General features: G+C 64.7%; 18 protein-coding genes. 17 read left to right on the forward strand and 1 reads right to left on the reverse strand.

Features of this window, described 5'->3' with window-relative positions:
• The first annotated feature begins 718 nt into the window (after positions 1-718).
• The 4 genes from ACE3P0_RS07520 to ACE3P0_RS07535 all read left to right on the forward strand — a co-directional run bounded on the left by ACE3P0_RS07520 (position 719) and on the right by ACE3P0_RS07535 (position 4,538).
• A complete protein-coding gene (locus ACE3P0_RS07520) occupies positions 719-2,701 on the forward strand; it encodes an acetyl-CoA carboxylase biotin carboxylase subunit (protein ID WP_374401445.1) in 1,983 nt (660 codons plus the stop codon).
• Positions 2,698-2,997 carry a Dabb family protein gene (locus ACE3P0_RS07525; RefSeq protein ID WP_374401447.1) on the forward strand — a complete coding sequence of 100 codons (300 nt, stop codon included), beginning with the start codon at positions 2,698-2,700 and terminating at the stop codon, positions 2,995-2,997. The genes ACE3P0_RS07520 and ACE3P0_RS07525 overlap by 4 nt, the downstream gene beginning before the upstream one ends.
• On the forward strand, positions 2,994-3,920 hold the full coding sequence (locus ACE3P0_RS07530; RefSeq protein ID WP_374401449.1) for a 2-hydroxyacid dehydrogenase: 927 nt from the start codon (positions 2,994-2,996) through the stop codon (positions 3,918-3,920). The genes ACE3P0_RS07525 and ACE3P0_RS07530 overlap by 4 nt, the downstream gene beginning before the upstream one ends.
• Positions 3,921-3,995: 75 nt before the next feature.
• Positions 3,996-4,538 (forward strand): NUDIX domain-containing protein, encoded by a 543-nt coding sequence (locus ACE3P0_RS07535; protein WP_374401450.1) that lies wholly within the window; start codon positions 3,996-3,998, stop codon positions 4,536-4,538.
• A gap of 56 nt (positions 4,539-4,594) precedes the next feature.
• Here ACE3P0_RS07535 and ACE3P0_RS07540 read toward each other — a convergent pair whose 3' ends face one another.
• Positions 4,595-5,167 (reverse strand): hypothetical protein, encoded by a 573-nt coding sequence (locus tag ACE3P0_RS07540; RefSeq protein ID WP_374401452.1) that lies wholly within the window; start codon positions 5,165-5,167, stop codon positions 4,595-4,597.
• 105 nt (positions 5,168-5,272) lie between these two features.
• On the opposite strand from ACE3P0_RS07540, the gene ACE3P0_RS07545 reads away from it, so the two are divergent.
• From ACE3P0_RS07545 to ACE3P0_RS07605, 13 genes are all read left to right on the forward strand, one after another.
• Positions 5,273-6,214 (forward strand): hydroxymethylglutaryl-CoA lyase, encoded by a 942-nt coding sequence (locus tag ACE3P0_RS07545; protein WP_374401454.1) that lies wholly within the window; start codon positions 5,273-5,275, stop codon positions 6,212-6,214.
• Between the two features lie 9 nt (positions 6,215-6,223).
• The gene (locus ACE3P0_RS07550; RefSeq protein WP_374401456.1) at positions 6,224-7,252 is read left to right on the forward strand and encodes a hypothetical protein; all 1,029 of its coding nucleotides are present in this window, start codon (positions 6,224-6,226) and stop codon (positions 7,250-7,252) included.
• A 1-nt stretch (position 7,253) separates the two neighbouring features.
• Entirely contained in the window at positions 7,254-7,469 is a 216-nt protein-coding gene (locus ACE3P0_RS07555; protein WP_374401458.1) for a DUF1289 domain-containing protein, read from the forward strand.
• An 8-nt stretch (positions 7,470-7,477) separates the two neighbouring features.
• A complete protein-coding gene (locus tag ACE3P0_RS07560) occupies positions 7,478-8,401 on the forward strand; it encodes an MBL fold metallo-hydrolase (RefSeq protein WP_374401460.1) in 924 nt (307 codons plus the stop codon).
• 105 nt (positions 8,402-8,506) lie between these two features.
• The gene (locus ACE3P0_RS07565) at positions 8,507-8,947 is read left to right on the forward strand and encodes an SRPBCC family protein (RefSeq protein ID WP_374401462.1); all 441 of its coding nucleotides are present in this window, start codon (positions 8,507-8,509) and stop codon (positions 8,945-8,947) included.
• 257 nt (positions 8,948-9,204) lie between these two features.
• Positions 9,205-10,221, forward strand: a complete 1,017-nt coding sequence (xylF, locus tag ACE3P0_RS07570; RefSeq protein WP_374401464.1) for a D-xylose ABC transporter substrate-binding protein — start codon at positions 9,205-9,207, stop codon at positions 10,219-10,221.
• A 114-nt stretch (positions 10,222-10,335) separates the two neighbouring features.
• Complete coding sequence (gene xylG / locus ACE3P0_RS07575) at positions 10,336-11,877, forward strand: D-xylose ABC transporter ATP-binding protein (protein WP_374401466.1); 1,542 nt, start codon at positions 10,336-10,338, stop codon at positions 11,875-11,877.
• Between the two features lie 37 nt (positions 11,878-11,914).
• Positions 11,915-13,075 carry a sugar ABC transporter permease gene (locus ACE3P0_RS07580; protein WP_374401468.1) on the forward strand — a complete coding sequence of 387 codons (1,161 nt, stop codon included), beginning with the start codon at positions 11,915-11,917 and terminating at the stop codon, positions 13,073-13,075.
• A 145-nt stretch (positions 13,076-13,220) separates the two neighbouring features.
• On the forward strand, positions 13,221-13,754 hold the full coding sequence (locus tag ACE3P0_RS07585) for a hemerythrin domain-containing protein (RefSeq protein ID WP_374401469.1): 534 nt from the start codon (positions 13,221-13,223) through the stop codon (positions 13,752-13,754).
• A gap of 121 nt (positions 13,755-13,875) precedes the next feature.
• A complete protein-coding gene (locus ACE3P0_RS07590; protein ID WP_374401471.1) occupies positions 13,876-15,360 on the forward strand; it encodes a peptide MFS transporter in 1,485 nt (494 codons plus the stop codon).
• 137 nt (positions 15,361-15,497) lie between these two features.
• A complete protein-coding gene (locus ACE3P0_RS07595) occupies positions 15,498-16,790 on the forward strand; it encodes a hemolysin family protein (protein ID WP_374401473.1) in 1,293 nt (430 codons plus the stop codon).
• 10 nt (positions 16,791-16,800) lie between these two features.
• Positions 16,801-17,925, forward strand: coding sequence for a glycosyl hydrolase (locus ACE3P0_RS07600; RefSeq protein ID WP_374401475.1), 1,125 nt, complete (start codon positions 16,801-16,803; stop codon positions 17,923-17,925).
• The gene (locus ACE3P0_RS07605) at positions 17,922-18,197 is read left to right on the forward strand and encodes a MoaD/ThiS family protein (RefSeq protein WP_374401477.1); all 276 of its coding nucleotides are present in this window, start codon (positions 17,922-17,924) and stop codon (positions 18,195-18,197) included. Before ACE3P0_RS07600 ends, ACE3P0_RS07605 begins: the two co-directional genes overlap by 4 nt.
• Positions 18,198-18,204 lie beyond the last annotated feature (7 nt).

An 18,204-nucleotide genomic window follows, 5' to 3' on the forward strand; every position in this document is an offset into this window, starting at 1 on the left:
CCCTTTGCTGCTCGAAGCATCGGGTGGCTGCGCAACTCGCCCTCGCTGCGTTCGGTGCTCGGACAGTCCTCGGCCCCGCCGTGCTGCTCGGCGTTTCAGAGGGGGAGATAAAAGCGTCGCCGTTTCTCCGCTGTCGGAATTCCGTGGTCTGGATGCAGGCCGAAGGCCGGAATCCGGGAGATGCGGTTGAAGATTGGGATGCGCCCGTCCTGGATTTCGCTTCGCTCCATCCAGGCTACGAACATCACCCAAGCGCCGAGATCGAGATGGTTTGGACTTTCGGGTCCCGTCGAGAGCGCCGAGTAGCGGAGCGCGACCGGGAAGAAGGCCGAGGACTGTCTGAGCACCGAGCGCAGCGAGGGCGAGTTCCGCAGGCCCCCGGTCGCGCGAGCAACGCAGGGAAGTCAGGCACGCAGTGCCTGACCGCGAACGCCGGGTCGCCTTTTCTTGGTTACTTCTTTTGGCGAAGCAAAAGAAGTAACACGCCCGCCGGGGGCGGGACCCCGGCCAACGTTCCGTTGTGTCGTGACTCCGAGCATCGCAAGCCGCACTCGGTGGCCCAATTCGTTGGGCCTCGCAACGCTCAGCGTTGCGTGGCACGCATCGCGCGTCGTACAGAACTACGTCGCCCGGCAGATCGGGAGATCTGCCGCCGCCTCGCAATCCACACCAGAACGCCGCCCCAGCGGCGCCACCCAAACTTCATCGGGGGAGATGAATGTTCGACAAGATCCTGATCGCCAATCGCGGCGAAATCGCCTGCCGCGTGGTTCGCACCGCGCGGCGGCTCGGCGTTCGCAGCGTTGCGGTGTACTCGGACGCCGATGCAGGCGCGCGGCATGTGCGCCTGGCCGACGAGGCGCTGCGCATCGGGCCTGCGGCAGCGCGTGAGTCCTATCTGTCGATCGCAGCGATTCTGGATGCCGCGAAGCGCAGTGGCGCGCAGGCGATCCACCCGGGCTACGGTTTCCTGTCGGAGAACGACGACTTCGCTGAGGCGTGCGAGGCGGCGGGGCTGGTGTTTATCGGGCCGCCTGCGTCGGCGATCCGCGCGATGGGCTCGAAATCCGCAGCGAAGGCGCTGATGGAGAAAGCGGGTGTGCCGCTGGTGCCGGGCTATCACGGCGACGATCAGGATACGAACCTGCTTGCGGCGAAGGCGGCGGCGATCGGCTTCCCGGTGCTGATCAAGGCGAGCGCGGGTGGCGGTGGCAAGGGCATACGCATCGTGAATCAGGCGGACGATTTCATGGCCGCGCTGGCCTCGTGCAAACGCGAGTCGCTTGCCGCGTTCGGCGACGACAAGGTGCTGATCGAGCGCTATCTGCAGCGCCCGCGCCATATCGAGATCCAGGTATTCGCAGACCGCAACGGCAACGCCGTGCATCTGTTCGAGCGCGACTGTTCAGTGCAGCGTCGCCACCAGAAGGTGCTCGAAGAAGCACCCGCGCCGGGCATGACGGCTGAGCGCCGCGCGGCAATGGGCGCAGCGGCCTGCGAAGCGGCGCGCGCGATCGGCTATGTGGGCGCCGGCACGGTGGAATTCATCTGCGAGCCGGACGGGCGCTTCTACTTCATGGAGATGAACACCCGGCTGCAGGTGGAACACCCGGTGACCGAAATGATCACCGGGCTCGATCTGGTCGAGTGGCAGCTGCGCGTGGCGGCCGGCGAGGCACTGCCGCTGGCGCAGGAGCAGATCACGCTGCGTGGCCACGCGATCGAGGCCCGCATCTATGCCGAAGACCCCGCGCGCGGTTTCTTGCCCGCCATCGGCACGCTGAGTCATCTCGATACGCCGGCCGAAGGGGTGCATGTGCGAATCGATTCCGGCATCGAGGAGGGCGACGCGATCACGCCGCACTACGACCCTATGATCGCCAAGCTGATCGTGTGGGACGACAGCCGCGAGCGTGCGATCGCGCGCATGCTGCAGGCGCTGGGGGGATACCGCATCGTGGGGGTTGGCAACAACGTCGAGTTCCTGTCGCGGCTGGTTGCGTGCCCGGCCTTCACGTCTGCCGATCTCGACACCGGTTTGATCGAACGTGAGCACGACTACCTGTTTCCGGCGGCGGCTGATGCGCCGCTTGAGGTGTTCCTGCTGGCGGCGCTGTCGCGCCTGCTGCGCGAACGTCAGGAGGCGGTCTTCGACGCTTCGCCGTGGGCCGCGCGCGATGGTTGGCGCATCACCGGCGCGGCACACCGTGTGCTCGTCTACCGCCACGACGACCACGAGTTCAAGGTGACGGTGGGATATGAGGCGGGTGGCTATCGGCTCGAATGCGGCGGGCGCAGCGTGCATGCCAGCGGCGAACTCGGTGCCCGCGATGAACTGCATGCCGTGTTCGACGGGAGCCGCCTGAACGCCACCGTCGTGGTGGCACATGAGCGCCGGCATGTGTTCCTGCACGGGCGTTGCTGGGTGGTGGCAGCAGTCGATCCACTCGCGCGCAGTGCGCAGGGGCGCGAGGCTGGGGGTGGCCTTGCAGCGCCGATGCCGGGGAAGGTGGTTGCGTTGCTGGCGGAAGCGGGGGCGCGTGTCGAGCGCGGTGCGCCGCTGCTGGTGCTTGAGGCGATGAAGATGGAGCATACGATCACCGCGCCGGGCGCCGGCGTCGTGAAGGCCTATCGCTTTGCGGTCGGCGATCAGGTCAGCGATGGCGCTGCCCTGCTGGATTTCGAGGAAGCTGCCGCATGATCCGGCATCTGGTGTTGTTCCGGTTCCGGCCTGAGTTGTCAGCGGTTCAGGTGGATGAAGCGGTGGCCGCGTTTCGCGCGCTGCAGTGGGCGATCGATGCGGTGAAGGCCTTCGAAGATGGCACCAACGTCAGCCCGGAAGGGCTCACGCAGGGCTACACGCACGCCTTCCTGCTTGGCTTCGACACCGCAGATGCGCGCGACGCCTACCTCGATCATCCGGCGCACAAGGCCTTCGTGGCATACATCCAACCGTTGCTGCAAGAGGCACTGGTGTTCGACTGGAAACGCGCATGACGATCGACCTGATCGTCGCGGGGGGCTATACCGCCGCGGAATGGCAGGCAGGGTTCGATGCCTGCGCTGCAGCGGTCAAGGTGCATGAGGTGGCTGATGCACCCAAGTGCCGCTACGCGCTGGTGTGGGGTGCACAACCGGCCCTGTATGCGACGCAGCCGGACTTGCGGGCGGTGTTCTCGATGGGCGCGGGTGTCGAGCACTTGCTGCGTGATCCGTCTCTGCCCGCCGCTTTGCCGCTGATCCGGCTCGAAGATGCCGGCATGGCGGTGCAGATGGCGGGTTACGCCGTGTGGGGCGTGCTGCGCCACCTGCGGCGTTTCGACGACAGCGCGGCCGCAGCGCGGCGCGGCGAAGATTGGGGTGGCTGGCGCAGCCCGCCGGCCACCGGCGCGCGCGTTGGCGTGATGGGGTTGGGTGTAATGGGGCAGGCAACGCTGGCCGCACTGGCCCCGCTGGGCTTCGTGTTGCGCGGCTGGAGCCGCAGCCCGCGCGAGATCACGGGCGTCGAATGCCATGCTGGCACCGCGGCGCTGGATCGATTCCTCGACGGGTTGGATGCGCTGGTCTGCGTGCTGCCGCATACGCCTGACACCGAGAATCTGCTCGATGCCGCACGCTTTGCGCGGCTCGCGAAGGGGGCGTTGGTGCTCAACGCCGGGCGCGGCAGCCTCATCGTCGATGCCGACCTGCTTGCCGCGCTCGACCGCGGTCACCTCGGCGCAGCGGTGCTCGACGTGTTCCGCGAAGAGCCGCTACCGGCAGGGCACCCCTATCTGACGCATCCGCGCGTAACCGCCACGCCGCATATCGCTGCCCGCACGCAAATTCCGCTGACCTCGCGTCAGGTGGCCGACAAGATCGCGCAGCTTGAAGCGGGTCTGCCGGTCAGTGGCCTTGTCGGGCGCGAGCGCGGGTATTGAGCGCGTCGGCTTGAGACACCGATTCTTCGCTGTTTGCGGCGAGAATCGCACGATGCCATCTCCGGATATCGCAACATGAGTGAAGAGATCGAATGCCTCGCCTCCAGGGTGGTCTACCAGAACCGCTGGCTACGGGTGCGCGAGGACCAGGTGCGGCGCCCGAGCGGGCACACCGGCATCTACGGCGTGGTCGAGAAGCCGGACTTCGTCGTGATCGCGCCGATCCAGGACGGCATGGTTCATCTGGTCCAGCAGTACCGCTACCCGGTGGGTGGGCGCTACTGGGAGCTGCCGCAAGGGTCTTGGGAAGACGCGCCGGGTGTCGACCCGCGGGCGCTCGCGGCTGCCGAACTGCGCGAGGAGACCGGTCTCCTCGCCAGCGAAATCCAGCCGCTGGGTCATCTGTTTCTTGCCTACGGCTTCTGCGACCAGGGCTACCACCTCTTTCATGCAACCGGCCTGAGCTTTGCCGGCGCGCAGCGCGAAGCCGAAGAGGAAGGCCTCGTGGCGCGAGCCTTCCCGGTCGCGGACGTCGAGGCCATGATTTGCAGCGGCGAGATCAAGGATGCAACGACCGTCGCGGCTTGGGGCTTGCTGCGGATGAAGGGTCTGGTTTGATCTGCGCCGCGGTGACAGACGCGGCGCTGAGTGGTCGCTTGATTGGCAGCGGAGCCTTACTTGCAGCGGCCGGCGGCGCTGTAGCCCTGCACCGAGCTGTCGCAGCTACCGATATTCACGTCGATCAGGAACTCGGTGTCGGCGGGCTTTCTACCGCGGGTGCCGGGGTCGAATTTCACCTTCATGAAGGTGAGTGCGAGCGAATTGCGGATCTCGGCGCCTTCGGGCGCTTTGTAGAAGACGACATTCGAGACTTCGCCGGATGCACTGACGTTCAGCACGGCAAGCAGCGGGCCGGAGAAGGGCACCGCGGCGACCACGCTGTTGAGCTTGTCCAGCGTGCGCAGCAGCGGCGAATAGAGGCTGCCGAGCCCATTCGACGGGAACGGTGGTTCGTCGCCCGGCGCGAGTTCATAGTCGCTGCGAACGATCTCTTTCTGGCGTGCCGACAGAGCGCTGTAAGGCTTGTCGTAAGGGATGGGGCCGTGCAGCGTGCGTACGGTCGGGAAAGACGTGCCCATTGGCGTGTCGGTGCGGTAGCGGAATTCGAACACTTCGTCTTCATCGGCGAAGGCGGGCAGCATGTGGGCGACGGCGGCGGCAAGCAGGAGCGAGCGAAGTAGGCGCATGAGCAGGGTGTTGGTGAGCAGGATTGGCGACGGATTCTATCGGCACGATTGTTGGCTGGGCAGGAAAGAGTCGACGGTCAGTTGCGACAAAGCGGGTGGATGGCGATGACGAAATACGAAGGCAGGTCCGTACGTCTGGTCGAAGTTGGCCCGCGCGACGGGCTGCAGAACGAAAAGCACGCGGTGCCAACGGCGACCAAGCTGGCGCTGATCGCGAAGCTCGCGGATGCGGGGCTATCGGTGATCGAGGCAACGGCCTTCGTGTCGCCCAAGTGGGTGCCGCAGATGGCGGATGCGGCGGAGGTGATGGCCGGTCTGCCGCAGCGCGCGGGCATCCGCTACCCGGTGCTGGCGCCGAACCTCAAGGGCTTCGAAGCGGCGCTTGCTGCCGGCGCAAAAGAGGTGGCGATCTTCACCGCGGCGTCCGAAACCTTCTGCCGCAAGAACACGAACTGCTCGGTGGACGAAAGCTTCGAACGCTTCGCACCGATCATGGCTGCCGCGCGCGAAGCCGGGGTGGCCGTGCGGGGCTATGTGTCCTGCGTGCTGGGCTGCCCGTTCGAGGGCGAGATCGCGCCGGCGGCGGTGCTGTCGGTGACTGAGCGCCTGCTTGCAATCGGCTGTTACGAGGTGAGCCTGGGTGACACGATCGGGCGCGGCACGCCGGGTTCGACCGCACGTCTGTTCGAATTGCTGTGCGCGCATTTGCCTGCTGCGCGCCTGGCTGGGCATTTTCACGACACTTGGGGCCAGGCTCTGCCGAACGTGTTGACGGCGCTGGAGTTCGGCGTCGCCACCTTCGACAGTTCGGTGGCAGGCCTGGGTGGCTGCCCGTATTCACCGGGCGCAACCGGCAACGCCGCGACCGAGGATCTGGTCTACATGCTCGACGGTCTGGGCATTCAGACCGGCGTGTCGCTGGATGCGCTGGTGGACGCTGCGGCCTACATTTCCGAAGCGCTGGGCCGTGCGCCCGCAAGCCGGGTGGCGCGCGCGGCGTTGGCGCGGCGACAAGGTCTTGCAAACGCGGCGCAGGTGCAGTGCTAGGCTGATCGCATGAACACCGAAGACTTTACGCCCGAAGCCGCTGCGCGTTTCCGAGAGGCGGCGATCGCGCGCTACCAGGAAGGCGACATCGGCGGCGCCCGCAGCCTGTGCGCCGAGGGGGCGCTGCGCAGCCGTGAGGCTTATCTCACTCTGGCTGAAGCGCGTCTGCTGGTGCTGGAAGCGCGCTACGCCGCGATCCTGAACGAAGGCGAGCCGGCGCTCGAGTGCGCGGCGCGCGCCTGCAGCCTGGCGGATCAGGTGGGTGACGCTGCCCTGCGTGCCGCGGCGCGTCAGTCCATCGGCTTGGTGCTCGCCTTGCTCGGCGCGTCGAGCCCGGCGGAACGTGCCCTGCGCGGCGCCCAGGCTTTCTATGAGGCCAACGGCAGCGAGAATGAGGTGCTGGCTGTGCGCGCGGACCTGCAGTTTCTGTTCGCGATCTCCGGCAAGCACGAAGCTGCGGTGCTCACTGGCCGCCAGGTGGTCGAGGGCTGGCGCGCATGCGGTGAGCTGCAGCGTGAAGTCGGGGCGGCCAACAACCTCGGCTGCAGTCTGATCGAGCTGGGCCGTATCGACGAGGCCTACGACGTGTTGCGCCCTTACCTTGGCGATGCACGCCTGCCGCGCTACATCAAGGCCCGCGTGTCCGATACCCTGATCGATGTGCTGTTGGCTCGCGGCGATGCGGACGAGGCGGAATTCATGATTCGCCGTGCGACCGATCCGTTCGAGAGCCATCGCAGCGAATACTCCGAAGTCGCGGAGCTCTTCCATCGCGCCCGTGTGGCGCGCCTGCGTGGGCAGAACGCCACCGCGCTCGAACTGCTGACGCGGGTCGTTGCGACGCCCGATGCGATGCGCGAAGACTGGTTGCGCAAGGCGCACGAGTTGCTGATCGAAATGGCGATCGAGGCCGGCGACCTTGCACTGCAAGCACGTGCGTACCAACGGTTGCTGGAGATGGCGAGCACGCGTTCGGAGCGCGATCGCAGGCTGGTCGATATCGTGTTGAGCCATGCAATGCCGTGGGTCTTCGCCTGACATGCAGACGTCACCACCGGTTTCGCCCTGCGTCGGCGTGTGCCGCATCGACCCGCGCAGCGGATGCTGTGAAGGCTGCCAGCGCACGCTGGACGAAATCGCAGGCTGGTCGCAGGCAAGCGATGTGGACAAGCACCTGATCCTGCGTCGGGTGGCCGAGCGCCGTGCGTGCACCGACTGGTTCGACACTGACCTGCGGTCGGACTGCGATCGCTGAGACCGGTGATGACCGCGCCGCTTCCGCCATCGATCCGTGTGCTGGAGCGTGGCTGGCTTTCCGCCAACACGGTGTTGCTGATGGATGGTGCCGAGGCTGCCGCCGTCGATTCCGGTTACGTCACCGATGCTGCTGAAACGGTGCGCATGGTGCATGACGCGTTGGGCGCGCGGCGGCTGACGCGACTCATCAACACCCATTCACATGCGGACCACATCGGCGGCAACGCCGCGCTGGTGCGGGCGTTTGGCTGCACGGTTACGGTGCCGGCGGACATGGCCGGCACTATTGCCGCCTGGGACGAAGCTGCGCTCTTGCTGTCGACGGCCGACCAGCGGGGCGAGCGTTTCGCCGCGCATACGACACTTCAACCGGGCGATCACTTTGTTGCCGGTGGTCTGGCGTGGCAGGCGCTGGCCGCGCCGGGGCACGACATGGATGCGCTGGTCTTCTATGCCGCCGATCGGCGGCTGCTGATATCTGGCGATGCGTTGTGGCGGCACGGCTTCGGCATTCTGTTCGCCGATGTGATCGGCGCCGGAGGCGGGCTTGAAGCAGCGCGCGACACATTGGAGGCGCTGGCGCGCTTGCCGATCGACTGTGTCATTCCCGGCCACGGTGCGCCCTTTATCGAGATCGACCAGGCGTTTGAGTCTGCTTTTGCGCGTCTGCAGGCCTTCGAGCAGGACGGTAGCCGCATCGCCCGCAACGCGCTGCGGGCGTGCATCACCTTTACCTTGCTCGAACGCGGCCAACTCCCGCTCGAATCTTTGCCCGCTTACCTGGCGAGCGTGCCGCTCTACCGCGAAGCGAACGCGCGCTATCTGCAGCAGGCTCCGGATGCGCTGGCGGCATGGTTGATCGATGCACTGCTTCAGGCGGGTGTTGCCAGGCGCGATGGCGCATTCCTGCGGCCGCTTTCAGTGGCATGAGCACTTTGCCCAAATTGGCGCTGCGCGGCATCTGGGGCCGCTGCTAGACTGCGGGAAAATTCAAAATGACTGGGCGGGCCACGAGCCGGCCCGAGGATTGCCCCGATGCATGAGCTGCGCACCACGGTGGATATTCAGGCTCCGCCGAATCAGGTCTGGACGATCCTGACGGACTTTGCCGCCTATCCGGAGTGGAACCCCTTCATTCGAGAAGTGCGCGGTGAGCCGATTGCAGGGCGCTCGCTCAACATCAGTGTGTTCTGTGGCCCAGAGGCGCAGCGGCGGAACTTCTGGCCGCGCGTGCTGCTGTCCGAGGCGCCGCGCGAACTGCGCTGGCAAGGCCGCCTGCTGATGAGCGGCCTGCTCAATGGCGAACACCGGTTCAAACTTGTGCCGCGCTCTGACGGCACGACCCGCCTCGTCCACAGCGAATGCTTCACCGGCATGCTGGTGCCCTTCTTCCGCGCTCGTCTCGAACGGGAAGCCCGCCCGGGTTTCGAAGCGATGAACGCCGCCCTCAAGTCGCGCGCTGAACGCCGCCGCTGACGTTTTTCCCCTCCCTTGGCCCGTGCTCGCGGGCTGCCTGCTTGATGTCGATTGCTCGACCTGGGGTTAAATCAAAAAATATTTTGATGACCCCATTGGCAAGGCTCACATTCTGGATTAGGGTTCACCCCAATCAGGGATAACCCTAGTTTGGTTGTCCCGGCTGCATCCAGAGCCTTCACCCCCGCCCGCGTCGCGGACGGGCCAGAAGAGATGGCGGGCAGAAGCCCGCAAGCGCCACTACAAAGGAGACTTCAATGAAAACCAGCCCGATGCGTCGTGCCCTGTTGACCGCTTTTGCTGTTGGTACCGCCCTGATGGCCGCTCCGGCCTTTGCTGACAAGGCAAACCCGAAGATCGGTTTCTCCATCGACGACCTGCGCGTCGAACGTTGGGCGCGTGACCGCGACTACTTCGTCGAAGCGGCCAAGACCTTGGGTGCGACCGTCAGCGTTCAGTCGGCTGATGCCAACGAGCAGCGCCAGATCTCGCAGATCGAAAACCTGATCGCGCAGAAAGTCGACGTGATCGTGATCGTTCCCTTCAACTCGAAGGTGCTGACGAACGTCATCAAGGAAGCGAAGAAGGCCGGCATCAAGGTCGTGTCGTATGACCGCCTGATCCTGAACGCCGATGTCGATGCTTACATCTCGTTCGACAACGAGCGCGTTGGCCAGCTGCAAGCCGAAATGATCGTGAAGGCCCAGCCGAAGGGTTCGTTCTTCATGCTCGGCGGCTCGCCGACCGACAACAACGCCAAGCTGCTGCGCGAAGGCCAGATGAAGGTCCTCAAGCCTTATGTCGACAAGGGTGACATCAAGATCGTCGGCCAGCAGTGGGTGAAGGAGTGGAACCCGTCTGAAGCGCTGTCGATCATCGAGAACGCGCTGACCGCGAACAAGAACAAGATCGACGCAATCGTCGCCTCGAACGACGGTACTGCCGGCGGCGCAATCCAGGCCCTGGCTGCGCAAAACCTGGCTGGCAAGGTTGCCGTGTCGGGTCAGGATGCCGACCTCGCCGCTTGCAAGCGCGTGATCGCTGGCACCCAGACCGGTACGGTCTACAAGCCGCTGAAGCTGATCGCTTCGGAAGCCGCCAAGCTGTCGGTGCAACTCGCCAAGGGTGAGAAGCCGGCCTACAACAACGCGCTCGACAATGGTTCGGCCAAGAAGATCGATTCGCTGCTCCTGACGCCGACGATCATCACCAAGGCCAATATCGACACGCTGGTGAAGGACAACTTCTACACCGCCAAGCAGCTCGGCCTGTAAGTCAGCAGCACCGGCCCGCTTCCGCTCCGGTGCGGAAGCGACGCCGGCCCCGGTGGGCGCGCCACCTCCCCTTCCCGGCGCGCCTGCCTTCTTTACTCATTAGAAGGAAAAGCCATGTCCGAATACCTCCTGGACATGCGAGGCATCGTCAAGGAATTCAGCGGCGTCAAGGCGCTCGACGGGATCGACCTGAAGGTGCGCGCTGGCGAATGCGTTGGCCTGTGCGGCGAGAACGGTGCAGGCAAGTCTACGCTGATGAAGGTGCTCTCCGCGGTCTACCCGCACGGCACTTGGGAAGGCCAGATCTTCTGGGAAGGCCAGGAGCTCAAGGCCCGCACCATTCGTGAAACCGAAGAAGCCGGTATCGTCATCATCCACCAGGAATTGATGCTCGTGCCGCAGCTGTCGGTTGCCGAGAACATCTTCATGGGCAACGAGATCACGCTGCCGGGCGGCCGCATGAACTATGCGGCGATGTATCAGCGCGCTGAAGCGCTGATGCACGAACTGAAGATGCCTGACATCAACGTGGCGCTGCCGGTGATGCACTACGGCGGTGGTCACCAGCAACTGATCGAGATCGCCAAGGCCCTCAACAAGAAGGCCAAGCTGCTGATTCTCGACGAACCGACCTCGTCGCTGACAAAGTCAGAGACCCAGATCCTGCTCGACATCATCAAGGATCTGAAGAGGAAGGGCGTGGCTTGCGTGATGATCAGCCACAAGCTCGACGAAATTGCCGAAGTCTGCGACACGATTTCCGTGATCCGCGACGGCACCCACGTCGGTACCCGGCCGATGTCCGAAATGGACACCAACGAGATCATCACGATGATGGTCGGCCGTGAGATCAAGAACCTCTTCCCGCGCGAAGAGCACCCGATTGGCGAGGTGATCTTCGAAGCGAAAAACGTTACCTGCTACGACGTGAACAACCCGAAGCGCAAGCGGGTTGACAACGTCTCCTTCCAGCTGCGCAAGGGCGAGATCCTTGGTGTGGCGGGGCTGGTGGGGGCCGGGCGCACTGAACTGGCGATGGCGATCTTCGGCTACTACGCCGGCCACCATTCGCTCGAGATGACGCTCGAAGGCAAGCCTCTGCGCGTCAATTCACCGAAGGACGCTGTCGAGCAGGGCATCTGCATGGTGCCGGAAGACCGCAAGCGCCACGGCATCGTGCCGCTGATGGGCGTGGGCCACAACATCACGATCTCGACGCTGCCGAGCTACGCCCACATGGGCCGCATCGACGCCGAGGCCGAGATGCACACGATCCAGCAGTCGATTGCGCGGATGCGCATCAAGACGGCAACGCCGCTGCTGCAGATCCGCGGTCTCTCGGGCGGCAACCAGCAGAAAGCAGTGGTTTCGAAGATGCTGCTGCCGAACCCGAAGGTGCTGATCCTGGACGAGCCGACCCGCGGCGTGGATGTGGGCGCGAAATACGAGATCTACAAGCTGATGTTCGAACTGGTCAAACAGGGGCTGTCGATCATCATGATCAGCTCCGAGCTGCCTGAGGTTCTGGGTATCAGCGACCGCGTGCTGGTGATGGGCGAAGGCAAGCTGCGTGGCGACTTCGTCAATCAGGGCCTGACGCAGGAGCAGGTGCTGACCGCAGCGCTGGGCCAGTCCGAACAATCGCTTGCGGCCTGATTAGCAAGATCACATAAAAAAGATAGAGGCACACCAAATGAGTTCCGTTGCCAAGAGCATCAAAACACTTTTCGGGCAGTACAAGGTACTGGCGCTCGGGATCGCGATCGTCCTGATCTGGTCCTTCTTCGGCTACATGACGATGACCGAGGAGGGTTCCTCCTTCCTCACCTCGCGTAACTTCTCCAACCTGCTGCGACAGATGGCGATCACCGGCATGCTGGCTTCCGGCATGGTGTTTGTGATCATCGCGGGCGAAATCGACCTCTCGGTCGGCTCGCTGCTCGGCCTGCTAGGCGGCGTCGCTGCGGTGCTCGACGCGACCTACCACTTGCCGGTTGCCGGCACGATCGCGATCGTTTGCTTCGCAGGCGTGCTGATCGGCTTGCTCAACGGCTACTGGGTGTCCTACCTGCGCGTGCCGTCCTTCATCGTCGGTCTCGCCGGCATGCTGGCCTTCCGCGGTATTCTCGTCGGCCTCACGCAAGGTTCCACGGTGCCGGTCGAGTCCGAAGGTCTCATCGCGATCGGCCAGGCCTACCTGCCCGCCAACGTCGGCTACATCCTCGCGCTGGCACTGTTTGCGGTGCTGGCCTTCATCAGCCTGCGTACCCGTGCCAACCGCGCCAAGTACAACCTGACGATTGCGCCGATGTGGCAGGACGCGCTGAAACTGGGCCTCACCGGTGCGCTGATCTTCGGTTTCGTGCATACGCTTGAGTCCTACCAGGGCGTGCCGGTGCCGGTGCTGGTGCTGCTGGTGGTCGCCGGGGTGTTCAGCTTCATGGCCAACAGCACCGTGTTCGGTCGCCGCATCTACGCGATCGGTTCCAACCTCGAAGCAACGCGCCTCTCCGGTGTGAACGTGCAGTTCATCAAGATGGCGATCTTCGGCATCATGGGCCTGATGTGCGCCTTCGCTGGTCTCACGACTACGGCGCGTCTGGCCTCCGGTTCGCCGTCTGCCGGCAACATGGGCGAGCTTGACGCGATCGCATCCTGCTTCATCGGCGGTACGTCGATGCGTGGCGGTGCCGGTACCGTGTCCGGCGCGATGATCGGCGCGCTGATCATGACCAGCCTCGACAACGGCATGTCGATGCTCGGTGTGGAAACTTTCTGGCAGATGATCGTCAAGGGCAGCATCCTGCTGCTGGCGGTCTGGGTCGATGTGATGTCGGGCTCCAACGAACGCTGAACGGTTCGCTTGTAGTCGGCTCTCCGGGTCTCCTCCCGGATGCCTTGCGGGGGCGCTATGCGCCCCCTTTTTACGTTGACTCGGGTCACCTTGCCGCGCTGCGGCATCGCTTAAACTGCCGGACTTTGCATTGCAGGAGGCCGCCATGGCCGCATTTGAACTGACGCCCGAACTCGTGCTCGGCCATGCCGAGATGGATGCCACCCACGAAGACTTTGCTGCCGCGGTCAACGCGATGTGCATGGCGGCCGACACTGAACTGGCGACCACGCTCGACGCGCTGATCGATCACTGCGTCGCACATTTCGAGCAGGAGAACGCCTGGGCGGAATCGATCGGCTTTCCGGGCTGTCACCGCAACGAGCACGAACGTGTGCTGGGTGTGATGCGCGCGGTGCGCAGCGAGCTGGACAACGGTGACTTCGGACTTGGCCGCCGCTTGGCCGAAGAGCTGCCGGTGTGGTTCCGCCATCATGCTGCGAGTATGGATGCCGCGCTGGCTGCGATGCTGAAGAACGGCCTCACCATGGCCGACATCGACCAGGCACCGATCGCCTCGCCTTGCGGCGGCTCGCACGCTTGCAAGAACCACGATCATGAGGACGGGGAACATTGCCACAGCCATGATGGTGACGGTGGACATGCTTGCGACGGTAGTGGCGGCTGCCACGGCCACTGAGCGGTTCCATCTAAAGCGGGGGCTGCGCCCCCCGCGGCAGAATGCGACAATCGCGGCGCTCCCACCGGAGCGCCGTCTTCTTTTCGGCCTACCCGGCCCCAACCACAATAGAAAAGAACCCATGTCCGCCATCGTGCATCCGGCAGTCCCCGCCGCTGACGAGTTCGAGCGCCACCCGCCCGGCCTCAAGGTCATCTTCTTCACCGAGATGTGGGAGCGCTTCTCCTACTACGGCATGCGAGCACTGCTGGTGCTCTATCTGGTCAATGCGCTTGGCTATGAGCGCAAGGATGCGCTCGAGCTTTACGGCATTTACACCGGCCTTGTGTACCTGACGCCGTTGCTGGGTGGCTACCTTGCGGACAAGTACCTCGGCCTGCGCCAAGGTGCCGTGATCGGCGGCCTGATCATGATGGTGGGCCACTTTGCGATGGCCTTCGAGCCCTTGCTTCATCTCGCGCTGGGTCTGCTGATTCTCGGTAATGGCTTCTTCAAGCCGAATACCTCGACGATGGTGGGTCAGCTCTACCGCGAGCACGATCCGCGCCGCGATGGCGGTTACACGATCTTCTACATGGGCATCAATCTGGGTGCCTTCTTCTCACCGCTCGTCGCCGGCACACTGGGCGAAAAGCTCGGCTGGCACTGGGGCTTCGCTTCAGCCGGTGTGGGCATGGCGATCGGCGTATTCACGCTGCTGCGCTGGCAACACCTGCTTGGCGACGCTGGCCTGAGGGCGGGGCAACGGGCGATGGATCGCCGCGACTGGACGCGCATCCTTGCAATCAGCGCCGCAAGTGTGCCCTTCGTCTATGCGGCGATTGCGCTGTGGGGCCTGGTTTCGGCGGCCGTCGCGCCGCTGCCGCTGGTGGCGAAGCTCGCACTCGGGTTTGCGGTGATCGGACTTGCGCTGTGGCTGCCCAACCGTTTCGGCGGCAAGGACCCGAACGCCAAGCCGCTGAGCCGGCAGGACTGGGATGCAATCGTCGCGATCTGCATTACCTGTTTCTTCGTGATCTTCTTCTGGATGGGCTTCGAGCAGGCTGGCGGCACCATGAACCTGTTTGCCGATCAGCAGACCGATCGCCACGCATTCGGGTTCGAGATCCCGGCTTCGTGGTTCCAGTCGATCAACCCACTGGTGATCGTGCTGCTCGCACCGGTGTTCTCCGCGTTCTGGACCAAGCTCGATCGCTCCCGCTTCGCGCTACCGGTTACCGCCAAACAGGCGCTCGGCATGATCGTGTTGGGGCTCGGTTTCATCGTGCTGGCGATCGCGCAGGCCCAGGCGCAGCAAACCGCCAAAGTCGGCCCGCAGTGGCTGTTCATCGTCTACTTCCTGCACACCGTGGGTGAGTTGATGCTGTCGCCGGTCGGCCTGTCGATGGTTTCCAAGCTGGCACCGGCGCGTTTCGCCGGATTGTTGATGGGGGTCTGGCTGCTCAGCTCGGCGGTCGCGAATTACCTTTCCGGCACGCTGGAGCACATGCTGCAACGCTTCGACATTCCGCTCTACTGGTTCCTGGTTGGTTCGTCGATCGGTGCCGGCCTGGTGCTGCTGGCGCTGACGCCGATGCTCAAGAAGCTGATGCACGGCCGCGGCTGAGTCGCTGCGAACGGCGCTTCAAGCGGGCGGGTCGCGCAAGTGGCCTGCCCGTTTTGTTTCCGGGCGGCGCTCGCGGCCCGGCGTGTCATCACCTATAGTCCGCAAGGCAGGGTGCAAAACGGGGAAACCGGATGTCGATGTCGCTGCAACTCCTGATCGTGCTTGGCTTGATGACGCTGAGTGCCTTCTTCTCGATTGCCGAGATCTCGCTCGCCAGTGCGCGCAAGATCAAACTCCACGCGATTCTCGATGGTGGGGAGGCGCGCGCGGCCGAGGTGATCGCCCTGCAGGACAGGCCCGGGTACTTCTTCACCGTGGTGCAAGTCGGGCTCAACACCGTAGCGATTCTTGGCGGCATCGTGGGCGAGGGCGCGTTGTCTCCCAGCTTTGCGCGCTTGATCGAACTCAGTGGCGGCAGTGCTGAACTGGGGGCGTCGCTCGGCTTCCTGATGTCCTTCGTCACCATTACGGCGCTCTTCATCCAGTTCGCCGATCTGATCCCCAAGCGCATCGCGATGGCCGACCCTGAGCGCTGGGCGATCCGCATCGTGCGGCCGATGCGCGTGCTCACCGTTGTGCTGGCGCCGCTGGTGCTGCTCTTCAACGGCGTTGCCAACCTGTTCTTCCATGTCACCGGCTTGCCTGCCGCGCGCGAGGACCGCGTCACGACCGACGACATCGTCGCGATGGTCGATGCGGGGGCGGATTCGGGCGCCCTGCAGGGAAACGAGCATCAGCTGATCGGCAACGTGCTCGGCTTTGGCGAGCGTCCGGTCGCTGCTGCGATGACGCCGCGCGACAGCGTGGTCTTCCTCGATGTCACCGAGGATGCCGCGACGCTGCGCGACAAGCTGATGACGGGACACGCCGAGGATTTCTTGGTCTGCCGCGAGCGCATCGACGACGTGATCGGCTTCCTCGAACTACGCGATCTGATGCCGGTGCTTGCCGCCGGCGACATCGACAACCTGCCGGCGGTGCTCAGTCATCTGGAGCTGCGCAAGCCGCTGGTGGTGCCCGATGCGCTGAACCTTGCCGACATGCTCGAACGCTTCAAGGACGCGCGCAACGACTTCGCTGTGGTGGTCAACGAATACGCGCTGGTGGTCGGCACCGTGACGCTGGATGACCTGGTTCACTGCCTGATGGACCACATCGTCGTGCCGCAATACGACCAGCAGATCGTGCAGCGTGGGCCCGGTTCATGGCTGGTCGACGGCATGACACCGATCGGCGACGTGAAGGGCCTGATCGATGTGGAGTACGCGCCGGGCGAGGAGGGCTACGACACCGCGGCCGGGTTCATGATGTACATGATGAAGCGCATACCGAAGCGCGCTGAGGGGTTTGAATTTGCCGGCCACCGATTCGAGGCGGTCGATATCGACAATTTCAAGATCGATCAGGTCATGGTGACCCGCATCGAGTGAGGAGCGTGCTATGGCCGACACCGCACTGTTGATTGCAACCCGTAAGGGGCTCTGGATACTGCGTGGCGATCCGTCGCGCACCGACTGGCGACTCGAAGGCCCGCACTTCCTCGGCAATGTGATCCACCACGTGCGGCTTGACCCGCGCGACGGCCGCACGCTGCTGGTCGCGGCCCGCACCGGCCATCTCGGCCCCACGGTGTTTCGCTCCAGCGATGGCGGTGCTACCTGGCAGGAAGCGGTAACGCCGCCTGCCTTCCCGAAAGCCGAGGGCGGTCGTGTCGTGGAGCATGTGTTCTGGCTTACGCCCGGCCACGCCAGCGAGCCGGGTATCTGGTACGCCGGCACCAGCCCGCAAGGACTTTTCGTGTCGCGCGATGGCGGGAATAACTGGGCGAGTGTGCAGGGCTTCAACGAGCACCCGGAACGGCGTGCCTGGTGCGGCGACGACAAGGATCAGACGCCCGACGGCGGCAAGCTGCACTCGGTGTTGGTCGACCCGCGCGATCCCGCGCATCTGTTCGTCTCGATGTCGAGCGGCGGCACCTTCGAGTCCCGCGCCGCCGGCGCGGACTGGGCGCCGATCAACCAGGGCGTGCGCGCCGAGTTCTACCCCGACCCCTACCCGGTATTCGGGCAAGACCCGCACTGCGTGCGCATGCACCCGGCGCGGCCGGGCCGCCTCTACCAGCAGAACCATTGCGGCCTGTTCCGCCGTGACGAGGCGGACGGCCGCTGGGTCGATATCGGCGCCAATCTGCCGCAGGATGGCGTGCGCCGCGACATCGGTTTCGGCATCGTCATCCATGCGCAGCAGCCCGACACGATCTGGACGATCCCGATGGATGCCGGCAGCGTGTGGCCGCGCGTTTCGCCCGAAGGTAAGCCCTGCGTGATGCGCTCGCGCGACGGAGGCGACAGCTGGCAGATGTGCCGCACCGGCCTGCCCACCGAGCAAGCCTGGTTCACCGTTTTGCGCCAGGCACTGACGGTGGATGCCCACGATCAGGCTGGCGTCTACTTCGGCACCACCGGCGGCGAAGTGTGGGCGAGCACCGACGAGGGTGACAACTGGCGTTGCATCGCCCGCCACCTGCCCGAGATCTACGCGCTTGAAGCGGAGCCGCTTGCATGATGGTGCACGTGCGTCTGCCGACGCATCTGCATCAGTACAGTGGCGGCTTGGCCGAGGTTGAGGTCGATTGCGCGGCGCCCGCAACGCTGGCTGAGGTGCTGGCCGCGCTGGATGCGCGCTGGCCCGGCGTGCGGCATCGGCTGATCGATGAACAGGACGGCATCCGCCGCCATATCCGCATCTTCGTCGGCAGCGCCGCCGTGCCCGACATTGCAGCGCCGGTGGGCGAGGGTGAGGACGTGATGATTGTTGCCGCGCTGTCCGGGGGCTAACGGCGCG

This window comes from Niveibacterium sp., assembly GCF_041909475.1.
Classification (GTDB): Bacteria; Pseudomonadota; Gammaproteobacteria; order Burkholderiales; family Rhodocyclaceae; genus Niveibacterium.